The sequence below is a fragment of the Haloglomus halophilum genome (genome assembly GCF_024298885.1).
Taxonomy (GTDB): Archaea; Halobacteriota; Halobacteria; order Halobacteriales; family Haloarculaceae; genus Haloglomus; species Haloglomus halophilum.
The window spans coordinates 79720-98108 of sequence record NZ_CP101166.1 but is presented as its reverse complement, the minus strand read 5'-3'; the positions used below and the strand labels follow the sequence as shown (position 1 = coordinate 98108).

Below are 18389 nucleotides of genomic sequence, written 5' to 3'. Positions count from 1 at the left end.
ATGCACGAGCGATTCGAGGTCGGCACCGACGAGCGCCTGCAGGCCATCGACATCACCGACCGCGTCGTGGACGCCCTCCCCGCCGATGCCGATGGCCCCGTGACGGTCCGTTCCCGACACACCACCGCCGGCGTCGTGGTGAACGAGGCCGAGCGGCGACTGCTGGCCGACATGGAGACGTTCCTCGCCGATGTCGTCCCGGACGAGGGGTGGCGCCACGACGACATCGACGACAACGCCGACTCGCACCTCCGGGCGCTCCTCTGTGGGGCCTCCGAGACGGTTCCCGCCCGCGACGGCGACCTCGACCTCGGGACGTGGCAGGCCGTCCTGCTGGTCGAGTGCGACGGCCCCCGGACCCGGACGGTCGAGGTCCTCGGCTGAGTGGCTGCCGGACCGGTTCGAGGTCGCCGAGTACCCACGTACCGCACTCGACGACGAGGTGGCCGACGCGCTGGCGACGCCCGTGCTCTCTGCCGACGCCCGTGGATTCAGGGTCGTCCGGGGCGGACCTGTAGGGTGTTCTCATCCCTGGGACTGCTGGAGGCCGGTTCCGCGGTGACCTGCAGACCCACGACGTGGCCCTCGGCCGCGACCACCCGGAGCAACGATCCGGAGTCACTGTTCGACATCGAAGCACGCTTCCGGTGGCTGTCGCCACAACAGGGCACTCAGGCGCTGAAACACGCGTAGAGCGGCGATGTGGCCATCCACTGTGCTATCCCTTGACGGTACACTTATACTTGTCCGCCCGCTTATCTCCGGTAATTGTTATGCCTCGGGGAACGGCAACGGGACGCACGGACCGGTGGCCGGGCTGGCGTGAGCCTGCGTCGGGTGGGTCGCCCGTGCTCGCAGGGCCAAAACGACTAACCGGTCGGCGTCGAACGCAGTGGCAACCCGCGACAGCGGAGGGCCCATGAGATACTTCGACTTCACCCTGACCCCGGACGACGGGACCATCCACCCCGTGGACGCGATCATCGTCGACACCCCTGGTGTCACTCGGGAGGCCCTCATGCACGTGAACGCGCTGGGTGACGGGACCGGCGTGATGCTCTACCGGCTGCGGGGCGACCCCGACGACCTCGCACCGGCCCTGGAGGAGTCCGACGATGTCCTCGCGTACGACATGATGAACGTCCGTGGCGAGCGCTTCCACTGTTACGTCCACGTCCCGCCGGGAGAGCCCGCGGGCTCGCTGATGACGCTGGCCCAGCGCTACGCGCTGATGATCGACACGCCGCTGGAGTTCACCGACCGTGGCGGCCTCCGGACGACGCTGGTCGGCACCCACGAGATGCTCCGCCAGGCGCTCGATCAGATTCCCGACGAGGTACAGGTCACCGTCGAGCAGGTTGGCCAGTACACCCCCGAACGGGGTGACATGCTCTCGATGCTCACAGACCGCCAGCTCGAGGTGTTCCGGACGGCCGTGGACCTGGGCTACTACGAGATCCCCCGTCGCGCGACCCACGAGGATATCGCGGACAACCTCGGCTGTGCGCCCTCCACCGTCGACGAGCACCTCCGGAAAGCGGAATCACGGGTGCTGTCGACGCTCGTCACCGGGTGAGTCCCGGCGCTCCTCCTCCTCGACGCGTCCCGTCCCTAGTCGTCGGCCGCGGCCTCACCACTCCCCGCCTGCATGTCGTTCTCGATACTGGGCGGGTACTTGCCGCGCTCCAGCTTCAGATCCGACAGCGGCCGGGCCATACAGGTCAGCGCGTAGCTCTCGGCCTCCTCCTCGGTGAGGCCGCGGCGGACGGCGACGGTCTGCTCGACCTCGCCCTCGAGGATCTCGGCGGAACAGGCCAGGCACATCCCGACGCGGCAGGAGTACTCCTGCGCGACGCCCTCCTCGATGCACCGCTTCAGGATGGTCTCCTTGTCGGAACAGGTGATGGTCTCGCCCGTCCCGACGAACTCGACGGTGTACTCGGTCATACCCGGGGGTTCGGAAACGGTCGACAAAACTCTTGTCGAACGGACCCGGTGACGCGAGTGCCCGGTCGGGGGTCCGGTAATAAAGAGTTTTGCCGGTCCGGTGACGACGGGCGGGTATGAGTACCGACGAGGCCGGGACGGCGGCGGGGACCCGGCACACGCACGAGGTCGACGTCGTCGTCGTTGGCGCCGGAACGTCGGGCTGTTACGCGGCGGCGACCATCGCGGAGGCGGGCTACGACGTGACCATCGTCGAGCGCAAGACGGCCGAGGAAGCCGGCCACATCGCCTGCGGGGACGCGCTGAAGGGAGCCGACAAGTTCCCGGAAGTCATCCCCAAGTCGAAGATCGAGCCCGCGCTGACGAACACGGTCGTCGACCACGGCCAGTTCGAGATTCCCGCGGAGGACGCCGTCCTCGACATCCCCGTCCCCGGGGAGCTGGCGGTCATCGACCGGAAGCTGTACGGCGAACTCCTCATCGAGGGGGCCACCGAATCAGGCGTCCAGTTTCACTACGACACGGTCGTCCAGGACGTCCTCCAGGACGAGGACGGCCGCGCGACGGGCGTCACCGGCATCCGGAAGGGCGACCCCGTGCGATACGACGCCGACCTCGTCATCGACGGCGCGGGCGCGCTGTCGATCCTGCAGGACGAGGCCGACCTCTCGGACGCGACGTTCGATACGAACGTCCGGTTCTCGCAGTTCTCCTCGGCGTACCGGGAGATCATCGAGGTCGAGGAGCCGGTCGACTACCACGACGCGCTCGTGTTCAAGCCGACGAAGCGGTCGGCGGGGTACCTCTGGTACTTCCCCCGGACCGAGACCGAAATCAACGCGGGGCTGGGCTTCCAGATGAACGAGGAGCCGATGAAGCTGGTCGACGACCTCCGTGACGACATGCGGACCCGGCCGGAGTTCGAGAACGCCGAGGTGAAGGACAAGCTCGGCGCCGCGGTCCCGACCCGCCGGCCGTACGATTCGGCCACCGCTCCCGGGTTCATGTCCGTCGGGGACGCCGCGGGCCACGTCAACCCCACGACGGGTGGCGGTATCGCTGGCGCCGCCTATGCGGGCACCTATGCCGGCGACGCGGCCATCGACGCGCTCGAACAGGGTGACGTGTCCGAGGACGTGCTCTGGTCGTACAACACGCGCGTGATGGACCATTTCGGCGGCCGATACGCCGCCCTCGACGTCTACAACATCTTCACGACCGCGTACGATCTCGATGACCTGATGGCGCTGCTCGCGTCGCTGCCCGCCGACAAGCTCTCCGAGCAGCTCTACGATGGGAAGGCCGAGATCGGCCTGAAGCTGAAGGTCCAGACCGCCATCAAGTCGTTCGGCCACTGGGGGACGCTGTACGACTTCTACCAGACGAAGAAGCTTGCCGACCGCCTCACCGAGCACTACGAGGAGTATCCGGAGGGTCCCGACGAGTTCGCCTCCTGGCGGGACCAGCGCGACGAGATCATGGAGGACATCTACGAGACGACCGGCGCCGAACCGAAGTACTGACCGCCCGGAACGGTAATCCGTCGCCCCGTTGTTCTCCCGCGCATGAGCGATGACGGCCGGAGCGTGACGCTCGTCGTCCGCGGTGCCGAGAAGCGTGACGCCGGCCGCGGGGTCGCACGCCTGCCCGAAGACGCGCGCCGGGCGCTCGGAGTGCTCAGCGGCGACACGGTCGTCGTGGAGGGCGAACGCCCGACGGTCGCGAAGGTGTGGCCCGGCGGCGACGAGGACGGCATCCGCATCGACGCCGACACGCGGGCCAACGCCGGGGTCACCATCGGCGACGAGGTGACCGTCCGACCGGTCTCCGTGGCCGACGCCGACGAGGTGACACTGGACGTACCCGTGGGCCTCGACGAGGACACGCTGGAGGTCGTCCGGCGGGACCTCCTCGATCGGCCACTCCGGGTCGGTGAGACCGTCCGACTGGAACGGCTCGACACCCGCGCCGAGATCCGGTCGACCGACCCGGACGGGACAGTCCGGGTCACCGGACGGACCGACGTGCGTGTCATCTCACACCCACAGCCCGGGGCAAGCGTGCCTGGGGAGCCGGATGAGTCGCCGGGTGATGGGGGAAGCCCGCCGTCCGACGCGGAGGGTGAGACCGACGAGGCCGGGCGGACGACCGTCGAGACCGGCAGCCCGACCGACGCGGACGCCGGCAGCGGGCTGAACGTCACCTACGAGGATATCGGTGGGCTCGACGAGGAACTCGACCTCGTGAAGGAGATGATAGAGCTGCCGCTCTCCGAGCCGGAGCTGTTCCGCCAGCTCGGTATCGACCCGCCGAAGGGGGTGCTCCTCCACGGCCCCCCCGGGACGGGGAAGACCCTCATCGCGAAGGCAGTCGCCAGCGAGGTCGACGCGCACTTCGAGACCATCTCGGGCCCGGAGATCGTCTCGAAGTACAAGGGTGACAGCGAGGAGCGGCTGCGCGAGACGTTCGACCGCGCGGAGGCCAGCGCCCCGGCCATCGTCTTCATCGACGAGATCGACTCCATCGCCGGCGCGCGCGACGAGGACGCGGATATGGAGAACCGTCTGGTCGCGCAGTTGCTGACGTTGATGGACGGCCTCGACGACCGCGGCGAGGTCGTCGTCATCGGTGCGACCAACCGTGTCGACACCATCGACCCGGCGCTCCGGCGTGGCGGGCGGTTCGACCGCGAGATCGAGATCGGAGCACCGCGCGCCGAGGGGCGTCGGGAGATACTCGATGTCCACACGCGCGGTGTCCGGCTGGCCGAGGACGTGGACCTCGACACGTACGCTGCCCGGACCCACGGGTTCGTCGGCGCGGACCTCGCGTCGCTGGTGAAGGAGGCCGGGATGGTCGCCTTGCGCGACCGCGCCAATCGCGACCCGCTCACGGTGACGAAGGCGGATTTCGAGGCCGCGATGAACGCGGTCGAGCCCAGCGCGATGCGCGAGTACGTCGCCGAGGCGCCGGATACGACGTTCGCCGACGTGGGTGGGCTGGACGAGGCCAAGCAGACCCTCCGGGAGGCCGTGGAATGGCCGCTCCAGTACGGGGCCCTGTTCGAGGCGACCCGGACGGACCCGCCGTCAGGGGTGTTGCTGTATGGCCCCCCCGGAACCGGGAAGACGTTGCTCGCCCGTGCGCTCGCTGGCGAGTCCGAGGTCAACTTCATCGCCGTCGACGGGCCGGAGCTGCTGGACCGCTACGTCGGCGAGTCGGAGCGGGCCGTCCGGGAGGTGTTCGACCGCGCGCGGCAGGCCGCGCCCTCGATTCTCTTCTTCGACGAGATCGACGCCGTCGCCGGTGCCCGGGGCTCGGGGGGGCACGAGGTGACCGAACGGGTGGTGTCGCAACTGCTGACGGAGCTCGACGGGCTGGAGGACAACCCGAACGTGGTGGTGCTGGCGGCGACGAACCGCCGGGACGCGCTGGACCCGGCGCTCCTGCGCCCGGGTCGTCTGGAGGAGCACGTCGAGGTGCCGGCCCCCGACGCCGACGGTCGCCGGGCCATCCTCCAGGTCCACGGCCGGGGCAAGCCGTTCGCCGACGATGTGGACCTCGACGAGTTCGTCGCCGTCACGGAGGGCTACTCGGGGGCCGACCTGGAGGCACTGGTCCGGACGGCCTCGATGCGTGCCATCCGCGAGTTCGCGGCCGACCTGGGACCCGAGGCCGCGACCGAGCGGGCCGACGAGGTCCGCATCACGCGGGCGCACTTCGAGCAGGCGCTGGAGGTCGTGGAGCCGTCACTTCGGGAGTAGGCGAACAGGCGATACCGCTCTGGGCGCCGAACCGTGGCATCGCACTGGCGGAACCGGGCGAGGAGTGGCGTCCTCCCCGACCGGGTCGGCGGTCCGGCGGCGGCTCGTCAGGGCACGCGCCGTCTGCTGCGGAATCGTTCTTGAACCCTCGGGAGTCAGCGCTTCTCGAGCCGTGCGCGGTAGTGGACATCATCCTCCTCGGCGTCGGTGTCGGCCAGCCACCAGTCCGTTCCAACTGTGGCCTCGCTGAGCCGCTCGGGACCGAACAGGATGAACAGGAGCGTCTCGCCCACCTCGCCCTCGTACTCGAAGTGGAAGACGCGGTGAGCCAGCCCACGCTCCGGCCGCGAGCGATAGCCGAGCATCTCCCCTTCCTCGACGCTCGCCGGGTCGTATCCGTCGATGACGGCCGTCGCGTCCGGCGTCGTCACGTGCGCCAGATCGGCGAGGAACGCTCGGAGCCCGCCCATCGAACCCGCAAGGCCGACCTGGGTGCCGATGGCGAGCGCGCTCGCGAACCGGTCGCGCTCGAACGGTTCCCGGAGCGCGAACATGTCCGCGACGCGAGCGTCCTCCACGCCACGGTCCGCGGCGACGGCCACCAGCTGCTCGCTCACGTCGGTCGCGACGGTCTCGAACTGCCTCTGGAACGCCAGCGCGCGCCGGCCCGCGCCACTGCCCAGGTCGAGCAGCGGACCGTCGAGGGCGTCGGCCAGCCAGGGGTCCGCCTCGGCGTCGTAGGTGCTGAAGTAGAAGTCGTCGATGGGGTGGTCGAGCGTCTCCGTGCCATCGCGCTGGACGAGCGCCGACTCTCGCGCCCCCTCGTGGTGGTCGCGGACCGCGCGACCGAACGGGTCGGACATGGATGGTGCCGGAGGCCCCGTGGTATTGAGCGGTTCTCCACCGTGTGGCCCACCCACACCCTGCCCCGCGGTGGCGACACGAGGAAGACCTATGCCGGGGGAGTGACCACCCCCGGTCGATGTCCCGACCGTCCGCCCTCCTCATCCCCCTCCTGGCCGCGAGCCTCCTGCTCGCGGGCTGCACCGGACTCGCCCCGACCGATGGCGCCCCGTCGCCGGCCGAGCCCTCGCTGACCGACCCGTCCCCGACAGCGACCGCGACGCCGACCCCTACCGACACGCCGGACTCCCCCGCCACGCCGACGGACGACCCGACGCCCGGGACACCACACTACGGGCCCGAGCCGAACCACGATGTCGTGGTCGAGAACCGGCTCGATGGCGAGGTCACTCTCCACGTGCGGGTCAGCCGCGAAGCGACGAACGAGACCGTCTACGACGAGGCCGTGACGCTCCCGCCCGGCGAGCGCGTCGTCTACAACACCGCCGAGGCCGACCCGGACGGCATCGAGTCGTTCCGCGTCGTCGCCGAGCGCGGCGGTGACCGTGCGTCGGTCACCATCGAGACCAGCGAGTGCTACGGCGATGCCATCGTCTCCGCCACCGACGATGGTGGGGTCGACGCGACGTACAGCGTCTGCTGACCGCCCTCGCCGAGCGAACTCCCCGCAGTCGGACCGCCACGCGGTCAGTCCCAGAACGACTTCGTCCGGGCGTACTGGCGCTCCTTCGTGAGGATGTCCCGATAGAAGTCGTCCTCGTCCTCCCGGAGCTTGTTGATGACCTGTGCGGCGTTGTGCGGGCCGACGCCCCGCGCGGCGAGCGCGATAACGGCCTGCTTGCCGTGGCTCTGAACGAGGCTTGCGGCGCGATAAGCGCGCTCGGTCTGTTTCTCCTGTTCCTCGTCCTTCTCTGCCGCCCGGACGGCCTGCACCACCTCGTCGGCCCAGGGGTTGAGCGCCGCGACCCGTGTCGAGCCACACTCGGGGCACTCGGGCTGGTCGGGCACCCGCTTCACCTGCTGGCGACGGTCCCACTCGTGGCAGTGACAGCACAGCAGGATGACGCGGTCGTTCTGGAGGCGTTCCTTCACCGTCGCGATGACGCTGGCGTCGGCGTTCTCCGGGGCGAGCAGTTCGCGGCCGGAGGAGCGCCCGCCGAGCCCGATGGGCGTCCGCTGGCCGACGACCTCGATGTCGATTGGGACGGGCTCCCCGTCATCGTCCGCGTCGCTCTGGATGCGGCGGAGCACGTCCGCGGCCCGACCGACCGCGAGGTCCTCGTGGAGCGTCTCCCGGACGGCCTCGTCGTAGACGGGCGAATCCTGCAGCGCCGCGAGCAGACGGCCGCGCCCGAAGTTCGCGGCCCCCGCGCCGCGGTAGCGCTTGAGCGCGCCGAACTTGGCAGCCACCTGCGCGAGCTTGAACTTCAGCGAGTCCGCGTTCTTCAGCGAGAGTTCGACCAGCGGCCGGAGGTGGTCCGGGTCCGTCGTCTCCAGTTTCTCCACCACGTCGCTGGCGCGGATGCCACCAGGGACCTCCATCTCGATGCGGTACGGGTCGACCTCCATCGCCACGCTGGAGCCGGACTGCTGGCCCAGGAGCGCCGAGAGCACTCGTCCGAGCGTCTCGTTAGTCCGGTGGCCGAAGGCCGCGTTGAGGACCACCTCACGGCCCTTGAACTCGATCACGACGCGGGAGGGACCCGGCACGGGTGTGTCGGCCTCGACGTGGTCGGCGACCTGTTCGAGCGCCGAATGGGCGGTGTGCTCGTCCGTCGGGTACTCGTCGGCCAGCCACCGCGCGACGGCGTCGTGGTCGTCGCCCGACTCGAACCGTCTCGCGGCCTTCTCCCGGAGGCGCGCGACGTGCTGGGCCACGCCGTACGGGACGGGAATCTCCTGGCCGACCCAGGAGGGGACCTCGCCGCCGGGGTCCTCGACCGGCGTGACCTTCACGGCCTCCTCCTCCTCGTCGACCTCGGTGATGCGCCACATCTCGCCGCCCTGGATGAACACCTCGCCCGGGCCGGCGAAGTTGACGACGAACCGCTCGGCGAGGGTGCCGACCGTGCGCCCGGAGGCCATGTCCTCGACGGTGTAGTTGGCCTCGTCGGGGATCATCGAGAGGTTGGCGTAGAAGTACTGCCACGTCCCCCGTGACTTCTCCAGCCGGTCGGCCTCCTCGTCCAGCCAGAGGACGCGGTTCTCGCTCAACTCGCGGACGACCTCCTTGAACTCGTCCTCGTCGAGGTCGCGGAAGGGGTAGGCCCGCGTGATGATCTCGTAGGCGCCACGCGCCGATATCTCGCCGAAGCCCATCAGGAGCCCGCATATCTGGTTGGCCACCGTGTCGAGGCTGCCGTCGTGGATGCGCGCCGGCTCCACATCGCCGTTCAGCGCGCGCTCGGTGATGGCCAGCGCCTCGAACGTGTCGTCCGGGCGCGTCGTGATGACCGTCCCCGAGGAGATCTGGTCCCGGCGGTGCCCCGCCCGCCCCACCCGCTGGAGGAGCCGGCAGACCTGCCGCGGGGACTGGTACTGGACGACGTGGTCGATGTGGCCGACGTCGATGCCCAGCTCCATCGAGGAGGTGCAGAGCAGCCCGTCCAGCTCGCCGGCCTTGAACCCGTCCTCGACATCGATGCGGGCCTCCTTCGACAGCGAGCCGTGGTGGATGCCGATGTTCGTCCCGAGTTCCTTCAGCCGCGAGCCAAGTGCCTCGGCTGTCTGCCGGGTGTTGACGAAGACGAGCGTCGCCTCGTTCTCCCGGACCAGGTCGTCGATGACGCGGACGTGGCTCGCGACGTTCGCCTCGGTCAGCAACTGGCCCGAAAGCCGCTCGTCACGTTCGGTCACGTCGGGCTCGCGGACCTCGATCTCCAGGCGCGAGCCCACGTCCACCTCCACGATGGTCGGGTCGGGCCCGCCGGTGAGGAAGCGCCCGACCTCGGCCGGGTCGCCGACGGTCGCGGAGAGGCCGACGCGCTGGAAATCGTCGGCGTACTCGCGGAGGTGTTCGAGACCGATGGTCAACTGCGCCCCGCGCTTGGCGGCGGCGAGTTCGTGGACCTCGTCGATGACGACGTGCTCGACGTCTTCGAGCGCCCGGCGGAGCTTCTTGCCGGTGAACATCGCCTGCAGCGTCTCCGGCGTGGTCACCAGCACGTCAGGCGGGTTCTCGGCCTGCTTCGAGCGCTGGTAGTCGGTGGTGTCGCCGTGGCGCACGTCGACCGTGATATCCAGCACGTCGCCCCACCACTCCAGCCGCTCGCGCATGTCGCGGTTCAGGGCCCGGAGCGGCGTTATGTAGAGGGCCTGGACGCCGTGGGTGCCCTCGTCGGTCCGCTCGCGCCGCTCGACGATGGCGGAGAGGACCGGCAGCATCGCGGTCTCGGTCTTGCCGGTGCCGGTCGGCGCGACGACGAGACAGTCCTCCCCCCGTGCCAGCGGCGGGACGGCACGGCGCTGTGGCTCCGTCGGCGTGCTGAAGCCACGCTCGGAGAGGGCCGCCCGAACGTCCGCGTGCAGGTGGGTGAACGCGTCCGCACCCGCGACCGGCTCCGGTTCGCTCACTACTCGTCCGGTGGGGTTGCGGCCTATTGAGCGGCGTGGTCGCTAGCGTCCAGCGGATCGGGGCAGCAGTTCTATCAGACCAGACGCTGCCAGCACGTACAACCCAACGCCGAGGACACCGGCGACGAGACAGCCGATATAGACCGCTGTGACGCTGACTAGGCCGAGTAGTGGATTGCCGGGGAACGGTGCCAACGGTGCCATATCCGCGTACAGTATCGCATCGAGGACGATGTGGAGCCAGACCCCAACACACGCACCGGCTACAATCCGCTTTATCGACGGCTCCTGTGCCAGCCGGAGCCAGGCAAGGACGGAATCGAGTGTCGGACGTACCGGCAGCGAGACGGCGATGAGTACGACCCCGAGAAGGGTCGCCCCGAGGAACGTGTGGAACGGACCGTGGAGTGGACCATCGAGAACGCCGAAGAACACCAGTGCTGCCCGGATGTCGACGAGCACGCTGGCGACCAGCACTGCCGGGAGGTCGAGCCACCGGAGGGCCAACAGCCCGAGCAAGAGTCCGGGGCCAAGGTGGAATGGTGTAAACGGCATGGCGGGGGTCCTGTTCAGCGTGTGTGATGACTTCTGCACCACCGCACTTAATCCTCGACTCCTCTGGGATTCCTCCTCGCGTTCGCGTACTGGAGAACCTGAACGCTGGCACCGAGCGGTCACTCCGAACCGTTACTCCGTCGTGACCAGCAGCACCGCTACCACCGCCAGCACGATGCCCAGGCCCTTCCGGAGCGTGAGCGCCTCGTTCAGGAAGGCGATTCCCACGAGCGAGGAGGTTACCAGGAACATCCCGAAGATGGGCACGACCACCGAGACGGGGCCGGCCTTGAGCGCGCGGTAGTAGGCGATGATGCCGACCGAGAGGCAGATTCCGGCCCCGAGGACGTAGACGCGGTCGGGGTGGGTCAGCGTGCGGGTGACCGAGTCTCCGGCGTACAGCGTCAACCCGAGCGCGGCGACCGCGAGCATCCCGTTGGTGACGGCGGCGACGGCGTCGCTGGGGAGGTCCCGCGTGGCCAGTTTCGTCAGCGGAGAGACGAGCGTGTACGCCGCGAGCGCGACGAGCGAGTAGGTGATGTAACCGACGTTCACACCCGCGCTGGGCGTGCCGCCCCCTTAGCCGCCGGGGGTACGCCGGGTGGCCAACACGCTTTACCGCGCCGACGGACTACTCGAGACAACCGTGGTATCAACGAAGGTTGCGGCTGCGGTCGGTGGGATCGTCGTGCTGGCTGCCGCCGGTGGCGCGGCAGCGCTGTTCTTCACTGGTGGTGATCTCTCCTTCGAGCAGCCGATCGTCGAGTCGGTACAGACGGAGTTCGGCACCGTCTCCGAGGAGTCGACCGGTATCGAGACCGAGGTCGTGGTGACGAACCCGAACAACCAGTCGTTCCCGGGTGCCGCGAGCCTGAACTACGAGATATACATGAACTCGGTGCGGGTCTCGGAGGGCTCCGAGGGCGGCATCGGGCTCGCCCCCGGTCGGAACGTGGTCAACTTCACCGCCCAGCTGGACAACACGAAGATTCCGGCGTGGTGGGTGACCCACGTCAACAACGACGAGCGGACGGTCGTCTCCACGCAGGCGCGGGTCGGCGTGGCGGGGCTGGGCGCCTCGCTCCCGCCGCAGAACCGCTCCATCGAGACCGACCTCCTGACGGCGTTCGCCAGCGACAACAGCAGCACCGTCAGCATCGCCGACCAGGACATCATGACTGTCTCCGACCAGCGTGCCTCGTGGGGGACCGCGAACGCCGAGGAGACGCCCATCGCCTTCTCCGTCGACCTGGCGAACGTCCACAACCGGAGCGTGCGGCTCGACGGCACGGAGTACCGCATCGTCATGAACAACGTCACCGTCGGCGAGGGCCGGACGAACGACTCCATCGTCCTCCAACCGGACGAGTCGGACACGTTCACCGCGAACGCCGCGCTGGACACGCCGCGGATGGAGCAGTGGTGGGTGACCCACCTCCGTGACGAGCAGAGCACGCGCCTGCGTGTCGAGGTGTTCGGCCTCGTCCGCGACGACGGCGAACTGAAGCGCGTCCCGCTGAACGTCTTCGACCGGCGTATCCGGTTCGAGACCGACTTCCTCGGCGACGAACCCACGCGGATCACCGAACTCCCCGCCGAGGACGGCGTCGCACCGGAGTTCGGCGAGCCGGAGGTCCAGTCGACCAGCAGCGACTGGGGCGCGGTGACCGACGAGACGACCGAGATCGTCACCGACGTGACCGTCGACAACCCGAACGAGGGCGAGTTCAACGACCTGCTGTCGCTGCGGGTGAACCAGACGACCGAGGTCAACGACGTGCTGTTCGCACAGAACACGTCGACCGTCGAGAGCCTCCCCGCCGGCGAGGGGACGTTCACCATCAGCGCGCTGGCGAACAACGACGCCGTCCCACGCTGGTGGTCGCGCCACATCAACAACGGCGAGCGCTCGACGGTCACGACGACTGCCACCGGGACCGCCGACATCGCGGTCACGACGCTCCCGGTGAGTCTGCCGGACCGGCAGAACACGCAGACGACGGATGTCATCGGGCAGATCGAGACCGAGGAACCCCAGCGCGTCACGACCGAGAGCGGTGAGCACGTCCTCACCATCACGGAGGTCGACGCGGAGTGGGGCGTCTCCGACCCGCAGTCGGCGCCGCTCATCGTCACGACCGAGATCCGCAACGAGAACACGTTCTCCTCGGTCACCATCGAGGGCATCGACTACGTGGTGAACCTCAACAGCGTCACCGTCGCGGACAACAGCTCCGAGAACAGCCACACCATCGCCCCTGGTGCGACCCGGCGGGTCTCCTACGTCATCTACCTGGACAACCAGAAGATGGACGAGTGGTGGCCGACCCACATCCGCAACGACGAGGTCACCCGGATGTCCAGCAACACCACCGCGACCATCCAGACGCCGGAGGGGACCGAGCGCGCCGCCTTCGACATCCTCGGCAACGACACGACCATCGAGACGGACTTCCTCGGTGGCAGCGACGACGGCTCGTCCGGGTCGACGGACACGAGTTCGACGAACGCGCTCGCGCCGCCCGCGGCGGCCGCCGCCGAAGGCAGCTAACCAGGAGTTCTGATTTCGGTCGGTGCTCGCGGACCTGTGACTGCCGTTCGAGTGCTATCGGAGAGAGCCGCGCGGCTGAACGGGCGAAATCGAGGGAAGGAGAGAGCTGGTTCTGTGGGCGTCGCTCGGGGACCCGACTGCCGGATGCGGTCAGTCCGCGGAGACGTTGAGCCGTTCGCGGGAGGTCGTGCGTGCGGACGGGGTGGCACCGAGACGGCGGGCCGCCCGCTCGATGCGGTCGGTCGAAACACCCGCCTGTCGTGCTGCCGTCTCCAGGTCCAGTGTCCCACCTGTGTACAGCGCCATCGCCGTTCGCACCGCGTGCTGGTGCATGATGCCGTCCAGACGATGTAGCATAATAAGAATATCGTGAGATAATATATCACTAAGTGTGTTAATATGACTGACAAGGGGCTGCAGAATCGTTATACTACACGGTCCATCACGGTCGAGATACAAGGGTGCGAACCGCCCGGCTGCCCGGTGATGCGCCGGCCGGAACCGCGGTGACGGCGCGTGGCTCAGGCCTCGTCGAGCGCGACGACGGTGTCCAGCGCGATGCCGATGGCTCGCTCGACGTTGTCCTGTGCCTTCTCGGGCAGTTCGTCGTCGTCCGTTTCGCCCTTCTGGGTCCCCTCCACGAGGTTACCATCGACAGTGCAGATGGCGCCCGCGTCCAGTCCCTTCCGCCGTGCCAGCGTGAACAGCGCGGCGGCCTCCATCTCCACGGAGAGCAGTCCGGCGGCCTCCCAGCGCTCGACGTACGCCTCCGTCTCGGCGTAGAACGCGTCGTCCGTCGCGATGGGACCGACGTGGACGTCCTCGTCACGTGCCTGTGCGCCCGCGAGCAGCGCCGCGACCACCTCGTGGGTCGCGACCGCCGGCACCGTGGCGTCCTCGTAGCGCTTCGTGGTCCCCTCGTCCTTCGCGGCCGCCGTGGCGACGACCATGTCGCCGATCTCGATGCCGCGCTGGAGCGCGCCGGTCGTCCCCACGCGCAGGAACGTCTCGACGCCGACGTTCGCCAGCTCCTCGACGGCGATGGCGGTCGAGGGGGCCCCGATACCGGTCGAGCAGAGCGTCAGGTCGACACCCCCGTAGGTGGCGTTCACGACCCGATACTCCCGGTTCTCGGCGACGAGCGAGTGGCTGTCGCACTGTTCCACGATACGCTCGACCCGCCCGGGGTCGCCCGGCACGAGCGCGATGTCGTTCAGGTCGCCCGGCTCGCAGAGGATGTGTGGCTGCTTGGCCATGTGCCCGCTCCTCGCGCGGCCGGCAAAAGTCCGGGCGGTCACCGGACGAGCGGGAGCCGGGGTCGATGGCTTGTCCGGGCGGCGTACAGTCGCGCCGTCAGGTCAGCGCCACCGTCAGGACGGGGAGCACGACGGTCAGCACCGCCGTGTACACCGCCGACGAGATGGCCCAGTCGTTGCGGACCTGCCGGGTCCGGTCCCCGGCCTCCTTGCCGAACAGCGGGAGGACGACGTAGCCGAACAGGAGGAAGAGGACGGAGAACGTGATGGCGGCGGCGATGAAATGTGGCACCAGAAGGATGCCGGTCCCCGAGAGCACGAGGTCGAACCCCGGGGCTCCGCCGCGCGCGGTGACGACCCGTTCGATACCCTCTGCGGCAAGGACGAACCCGGCACCGGCGAGGGTTCCGGCGGCGTAGTGGACGAGGCTGGCCAGTCCCTCCGAGACCTCGGACAGTTCCTCACCCGTGAGCGCGCCGGCCGCGACGAACGGCGGGGTACTGCCCTCCGGGAGCCGCTGCATCGGGACGTTCATCAGTATCGTCGCGAGCAGGCCCGCGAACGCGCCGACGCCGATGGCGCCCTGGAGCCCGAGCGCCGTGTCGCCGACGTGGGCGACGACGAACCAGTTCATACCCTCTCCGGAACCCGGCACCACAAAAGCGCTCCCGGTTCGGTCGCGCCGGCCCTACTCCAGTACCTGCTTCGTCTTCCGGTGACGGCCCGCGAACATCGGCTCGAATCCCACGTCGCCGAAGGGCTCGGCGAGCCGCCCGAGCGGCCCGCCGGGCAGCCGGTATCGGACCCGGTCCCGGCAGATGGTCTCGCCGTCGTCGGCGTAGAACAGGTGGGTGTGCTCCCACTCCGGGAAGGGACCGTCCTCCATCGTGTCCCGGAAGTAGGCCGCGCCGTCGTGGGCCTCGCGGGCCCGGATGACGGAAGTCCAGGTCTGTCGCGGTCCCACGTCGAACGGCCGCATCGACATGTCGATGCGCGCGCCCGTCTCCAGCACTTCGGGGTCCGGTTCGCCGTCCGGACCGACGACACGCTCGACCCGGAGGTTCATGAAGTCGGGCGTGAGCGCCTCCAGTCCCTCGACACGGGAGTGGAACGCCCACACCTCCTCCAGCGGCGCGGCGACACGGGTCGTCCGCTCGTAGGTCGGCATGGTCGAGAGTAGGTGTGGGCGGCGGATAACGGTGACCGTCGCGGCCAAGGAGCGGTGCAGATGGACGGAGCAGTGGGACCGACTTGCCTCGTCGAGTTTGTCGGTGTATACGATTCTGGGCGTGCGTGTCGAGGTCGTCGTAGGTTCGCTTGGCTGGCTTTCGGAACTGCCAGCGCCAGCCATCGTCACTCATCGTCGCCGACGATGTCCTCACGTGAGAACGTCTCGCTCTCGCCAGTCCGCCGTGCGTGCTCGACAGCAGCGATCTCCTTCCAACTTTCCCGGGTCAAATCCGGATGGCGGACCGCATCACGGAGTGCATCCCGGATGAACTCGCTGCGACTGTTGTATCCCTCTTCCTGCCAGGTTGCGTCGATATCCTCCAGAAACGTCTCAGTCACACGGATGTTGATGTTCGTCTTCGGAGGATCTCCTGATTTTGTATCCGTATTCGACATACATATGTATTACATCAGCACCGATAAGAGGTTTCGGGTGGCCGGGAGCAATCCTGACTGCCGGGGGATAGAACGGGCAGGAGATCGATGCTGACTACAACCTCTATAGTCAGCACGGCCAACCTGACAGCCGATAGCTACGATTTTGACCGGCTGCTGCATACATAGCGCGTATCTCACACGGCCGACCCGGACCGTAGGGGAAGAAAAGAGGAGTCCGCTCTCGAGGAAATTCACCGGGTCTGTGCAGCCGACCGACGCCAATAGTAGCCGACGACTGGGCCCAGAACGAGGACGACGCCGACTGCAAACCCTGTGGTGATGATAGCGGTTTCCGAGAGCGTGGTAGTGGCTCTGAGCAGGTCGGCTATCAGGGCAGTAAGCAATATGATGAGAAGTAGCCAGACCAGACCACGGAGGGAGTAGAGGTAGCTATTCGTATCAAGGGCCGGTCTGTCACCGCGAATCAACTGAGGGAGAACGTCGACCGCCCCGACAATCCCCAGCGTGAGTCCCAGTCCAGCGACGACCTGCAGGTAGGGATGGGGCTGCGGTGTGAAGGCCCCGAGAGCCCCGGTGACGACTCCGCTCATGAGCAGAAACACGAGCCCACGACTAGCGTCAGCCCACGTCCGCTCGGAGACCATACTTGTTGTTGACCAGTACCGAAAATAACACTTGGGTGCCCAACTGCCAGTGGCACATCCATCCTCTGAGTCTTGCACCGGGTTCCTGTCAGAAGGTCATCTCTGCTGATGCATACGCGCGAGCAGGGCGGGACTCCGTCCCGCTTGCAGTCGGACGTAGTCCGACGACGAAGCGAGCGCGTTTCTCCAGCCGGAGCGAACGAAGTGAGCGGAGGTCGGTCTCTTTCTCCGAACGTTTTCGGCGTCGAAAAGCTCTATTTGAGCCGTTCCTGCAGGAAGGAGGGGTGGGCCTCCTCGACGCCCTCGATAGCGAGCAGTTCGTCGGCGATGACCTCACCGAGTGCGTCGCCGTCTGCGGCACGCATCTCGGCCATCAGCGTGTGGTCGCCGCTGGAGGAGTACAGCGCCTCCACGGCATCGAGGGCCTTCAGGGCGCGTGTCGCCTCGACGTAGGATTCGCTGGCAACCTCGATGCCGACGAGGGCGATGGACTGGCTCGAGAGTTTCTTGGGGTCCACGTCGGCGGAATAGCCGACGATGACGCCTTCGGATTCCAGGCGGTCGATGTACTTGCGGACGGTCGGCTTCGAGACACCGGCCCGGTCCGCGATCTCGGCGTAGGAGGCCTGCGCATCCTCTTCCAGAACGGACAGGATGCGATCCTCCGTGGACTCCGCGCTCATACCCAACAGTTTGCCGCCGCCGAAAAACCTCTTTCGGAAACGTAAACCGAAGTTCGCGTCCCGAACGCCGCCCGTCTCGGTCCCCACGCCGTCCGTCGGGTCGCCGGTCGGCCGCGGTATCGACCGCGGACTGGTCGCCGCCGAGGGCATGGGGATGGATCGCGAGAACCGGGGGAGGAGGCCCCACGTGTGGGACTCGCGGCCACAGCGAAGTCTTAAACGGGGCCGTCACGAACGCCCTCGCATGCAGCACGTGACGATTCCGCAGGACCGCGTCGGTGCCCTCATCGGCGAGGGCGGGGAGACGATGCGGGAGATCGAGTCCCGTGCCGAGGTCCGCCTCGATATCGACAGCGAGACCGGCTCGGTGCGGGTGGAGACGGTCGGCGACCCGGTGAAGGGCCTGAAGGGACCGGACATCGTGAAGGCCATCGGGCGGGGCTTCTCGCCGGAGGCCGCGCTCTCCCTGCTCGGGGGCGACATGCGGATGCTCGACCTCGTCGACCTCCGCGCCGCCACCCGCAACGAGAACGACCTCCGCCGGCAGAAGGGTCGCCTCATCGGCGAGGACGGCCGGACCCGACAGCTGATGGCCGAACTCTCCGGCGCCGAGGTCGTCATCTACGGGAAGACCGTCGGCATCATCGGCGAACCCGAGGAGGTCGAGGTCGTCCGGTCGGCCGTGGAGATGATCCTCGACGGTGCCCCGCACGGCGCGGTCTACTCGTTCCTCGAGCGCAAGCACAACGAGATGGAGACCAAGGGTATCGAGTACCACGAGTTCCCGGGCGGCGAGGCGCCGACGAGCACGGAGCCGGAGGCGACCGCCGAACGGCCGGGCGAGGAGAGCGACTGACAACGGACCCAGACTCGCGTCGGCACCGTCCACTCTGTATATAAATACTCTCCCGGTACAGTATGTC

The 18389-nt window shown here is 68.1% G+C and carries 19 protein-coding genes; 7 read left to right on the top strand and 12 right to left on the bottom strand.

Annotated elements, in window-relative coordinates; translation table 11 throughout:
- Together NL114_RS00465 and NL114_RS00460 are read left to right on the top strand one after the other, a co-directional pair.
- Positions 1 to 384, top strand: coding sequence for a secondary thiamine-phosphate synthase enzyme YjbQ (locus tag NL114_RS00465; RefSeq protein WP_254822844.1), 384 nt, complete (start codon positions 1 to 3; stop codon positions 382 to 384).
- 535 nt (positions 385 to 919) lie between these two features.
- Positions 920 to 1576 carry a helix-turn-helix domain-containing protein gene (locus NL114_RS00460; RefSeq protein ID WP_254822843.1) on the top strand — a complete coding sequence of 219 codons (657 nt, stop codon included), beginning with the start codon at positions 920 to 922 and terminating at the stop codon, positions 1574 to 1576.
- 35 nt (positions 1577 to 1611) lie between these two features.
- Here the strand turns inward: NL114_RS00460 and NL114_RS00455 are convergent, their stop codons facing one another.
- Entirely contained in the window at positions 1612 to 1947 is a 336-nt protein-coding gene (locus NL114_RS00455; protein WP_254822842.1) for a 2Fe-2S iron-sulfur cluster-binding protein, read from the bottom strand.
- Between the two features lie 116 nt (positions 1948 to 2063).
- Here NL114_RS00455 and NL114_RS00450 point away from each other — a divergent pair, with 116 nt between their 5' ends.
- Positions 2064 to 3470, top strand: coding sequence for a geranylgeranyl reductase family protein (locus NL114_RS00450; protein WP_254822841.1), 1407 nt, complete (start codon positions 2064 to 2066; stop codon positions 3468 to 3470).
- Between the two features lie 42 nt (positions 3471 to 3512).
- Positions 3513 to 5711 (top strand): AAA family ATPase, encoded by a 2199-nt coding sequence (locus NL114_RS00445; RefSeq protein WP_254822840.1) that lies wholly within the window; start codon positions 3513 to 3515, stop codon positions 5709 to 5711.
- A gap of 155 nt (positions 5712 to 5866) precedes the next feature.
- On the opposite strand, the gene NL114_RS00440 is transcribed toward NL114_RS00445, so the two are convergent.
- A complete protein-coding gene (locus NL114_RS00440) occupies positions 5867 to 6574 on the bottom strand; it encodes a methyltransferase domain-containing protein (protein ID WP_254822839.1) in 708 nt (235 codons plus the stop codon).
- A gap of 119 nt (positions 6575 to 6693) precedes the next feature.
- Between NL114_RS00440 and NL114_RS00435 the strand changes: the two genes are divergently transcribed.
- Entirely contained in the window at positions 6694 to 7218 is a 525-nt protein-coding gene (locus NL114_RS00435; protein ID WP_254822838.1) for a hypothetical protein, read from the top strand.
- Positions 7219 to 7262: 44 nt separating this feature from the next.
- Here NL114_RS00435 and NL114_RS00430 read toward each other — a convergent pair whose 3' ends face one another.
- The 3 genes from NL114_RS00430 to NL114_RS00420 all read right to left on the bottom strand — a co-directional run bounded on the left by NL114_RS00430 (position 7263) and on the right by NL114_RS00420 (position 11258).
- Complete coding sequence (locus NL114_RS00430) at positions 7263 to 10148, bottom strand: DEAD/DEAH box helicase (RefSeq protein ID WP_254822837.1); 2886 nt, start codon at positions 10146 to 10148, stop codon at positions 7263 to 7265.
- Positions 10149 to 10190: 42 nt separating this feature from the next.
- Positions 10191 to 10742, bottom strand: coding sequence for a hypothetical protein (locus NL114_RS00425; protein WP_254822836.1), 552 nt, complete (start codon positions 10740 to 10742; stop codon positions 10191 to 10193).
- A 93-nt stretch (positions 10743 to 10835) separates the two neighbouring features.
- Positions 10836 to 11258 (bottom strand): EamA family transporter, encoded by a 423-nt coding sequence (locus NL114_RS00420; RefSeq protein ID WP_254822835.1) that lies wholly within the window; start codon positions 11256 to 11258, stop codon positions 10836 to 10838.
- A gap of 91 nt (positions 11259 to 11349) precedes the next feature.
- Here NL114_RS00420 and NL114_RS00415 point away from each other — a divergent pair, with 91 nt between their 5' ends.
- The gene (locus NL114_RS00415; RefSeq protein ID WP_254822834.1) at positions 11350 to 13254 is read left to right on the top strand and encodes a hypothetical protein; all 1905 of its coding nucleotides are present in this window, start codon (positions 11350 to 11352) and stop codon (positions 13252 to 13254) included.
- Positions 13255 to 13404: 150 nt separating this feature from the next.
- On the opposite strand, the gene NL114_RS00410 is transcribed toward NL114_RS00415, so the two are convergent.
- The 7 genes from NL114_RS00410 to lrpA1 all read right to left on the bottom strand — a co-directional run bounded on the left by NL114_RS00410 (position 13405) and on the right by lrpA1 (position 17466).
- The gene (locus NL114_RS00410) at positions 13405 to 13587 is read right to left on the bottom strand and encodes a DUF7317 family protein (RefSeq protein ID WP_254822833.1); all 183 of its coding nucleotides are present in this window, start codon (positions 13585 to 13587) and stop codon (positions 13405 to 13407) included.
- Positions 13588 to 13775: 188 nt separating this feature from the next.
- On the bottom strand, positions 13776 to 14510 hold the full coding sequence (locus NL114_RS00405) for a nucleoside phosphorylase (protein ID WP_254822832.1): 735 nt from the start codon (positions 14508 to 14510) through the stop codon (positions 13776 to 13778).
- 97 nt (positions 14511 to 14607) lie between these two features.
- On the bottom strand, positions 14608 to 15144 hold the full coding sequence (locus NL114_RS00400) for a hypothetical protein (RefSeq protein WP_254822831.1): 537 nt from the start codon (positions 15142 to 15144) through the stop codon (positions 14608 to 14610).
- A 54-nt stretch (positions 15145 to 15198) separates the two neighbouring features.
- Positions 15199 to 15678 carry an SRPBCC family protein gene (locus NL114_RS00395; protein ID WP_254822830.1) on the bottom strand — a complete coding sequence of 160 codons (480 nt, stop codon included), beginning with the start codon at positions 15676 to 15678 and terminating at the stop codon, positions 15199 to 15201.
- Between the two features lie 185 nt (positions 15679 to 15863).
- Complete coding sequence (locus tag NL114_RS00390; RefSeq protein ID WP_254822829.1) at positions 15864 to 16136, bottom strand: ribbon-helix-helix domain-containing protein; 273 nt, start codon at positions 16134 to 16136, stop codon at positions 15864 to 15866.
- 233 nt (positions 16137 to 16369) lie between these two features.
- The gene (locus tag NL114_RS00385) at positions 16370 to 16783 is read right to left on the bottom strand and encodes a hypothetical protein (protein ID WP_254822828.1); all 414 of its coding nucleotides are present in this window, start codon (positions 16781 to 16783) and stop codon (positions 16370 to 16372) included.
- A gap of 254 nt (positions 16784 to 17037) precedes the next feature.
- Entirely contained in the window at positions 17038 to 17466 is a 429-nt protein-coding gene (gene lrpA1 / locus NL114_RS00380; protein ID WP_254822827.1) for an HTH-type transcriptional regulator LrpA1, read from the bottom strand.
- A 244-nt stretch (positions 17467 to 17710) separates the two neighbouring features.
- Here lrpA1 and NL114_RS00375 point away from each other — a divergent pair, with 244 nt between their 5' ends.
- Entirely contained in the window at positions 17711 to 18322 is a 612-nt protein-coding gene (locus NL114_RS00375) for a KH domain-containing protein (protein ID WP_254822826.1), read from the top strand.
- The last annotated feature ends 67 nt before the right edge of the window (positions 18323 to 18389 follow it).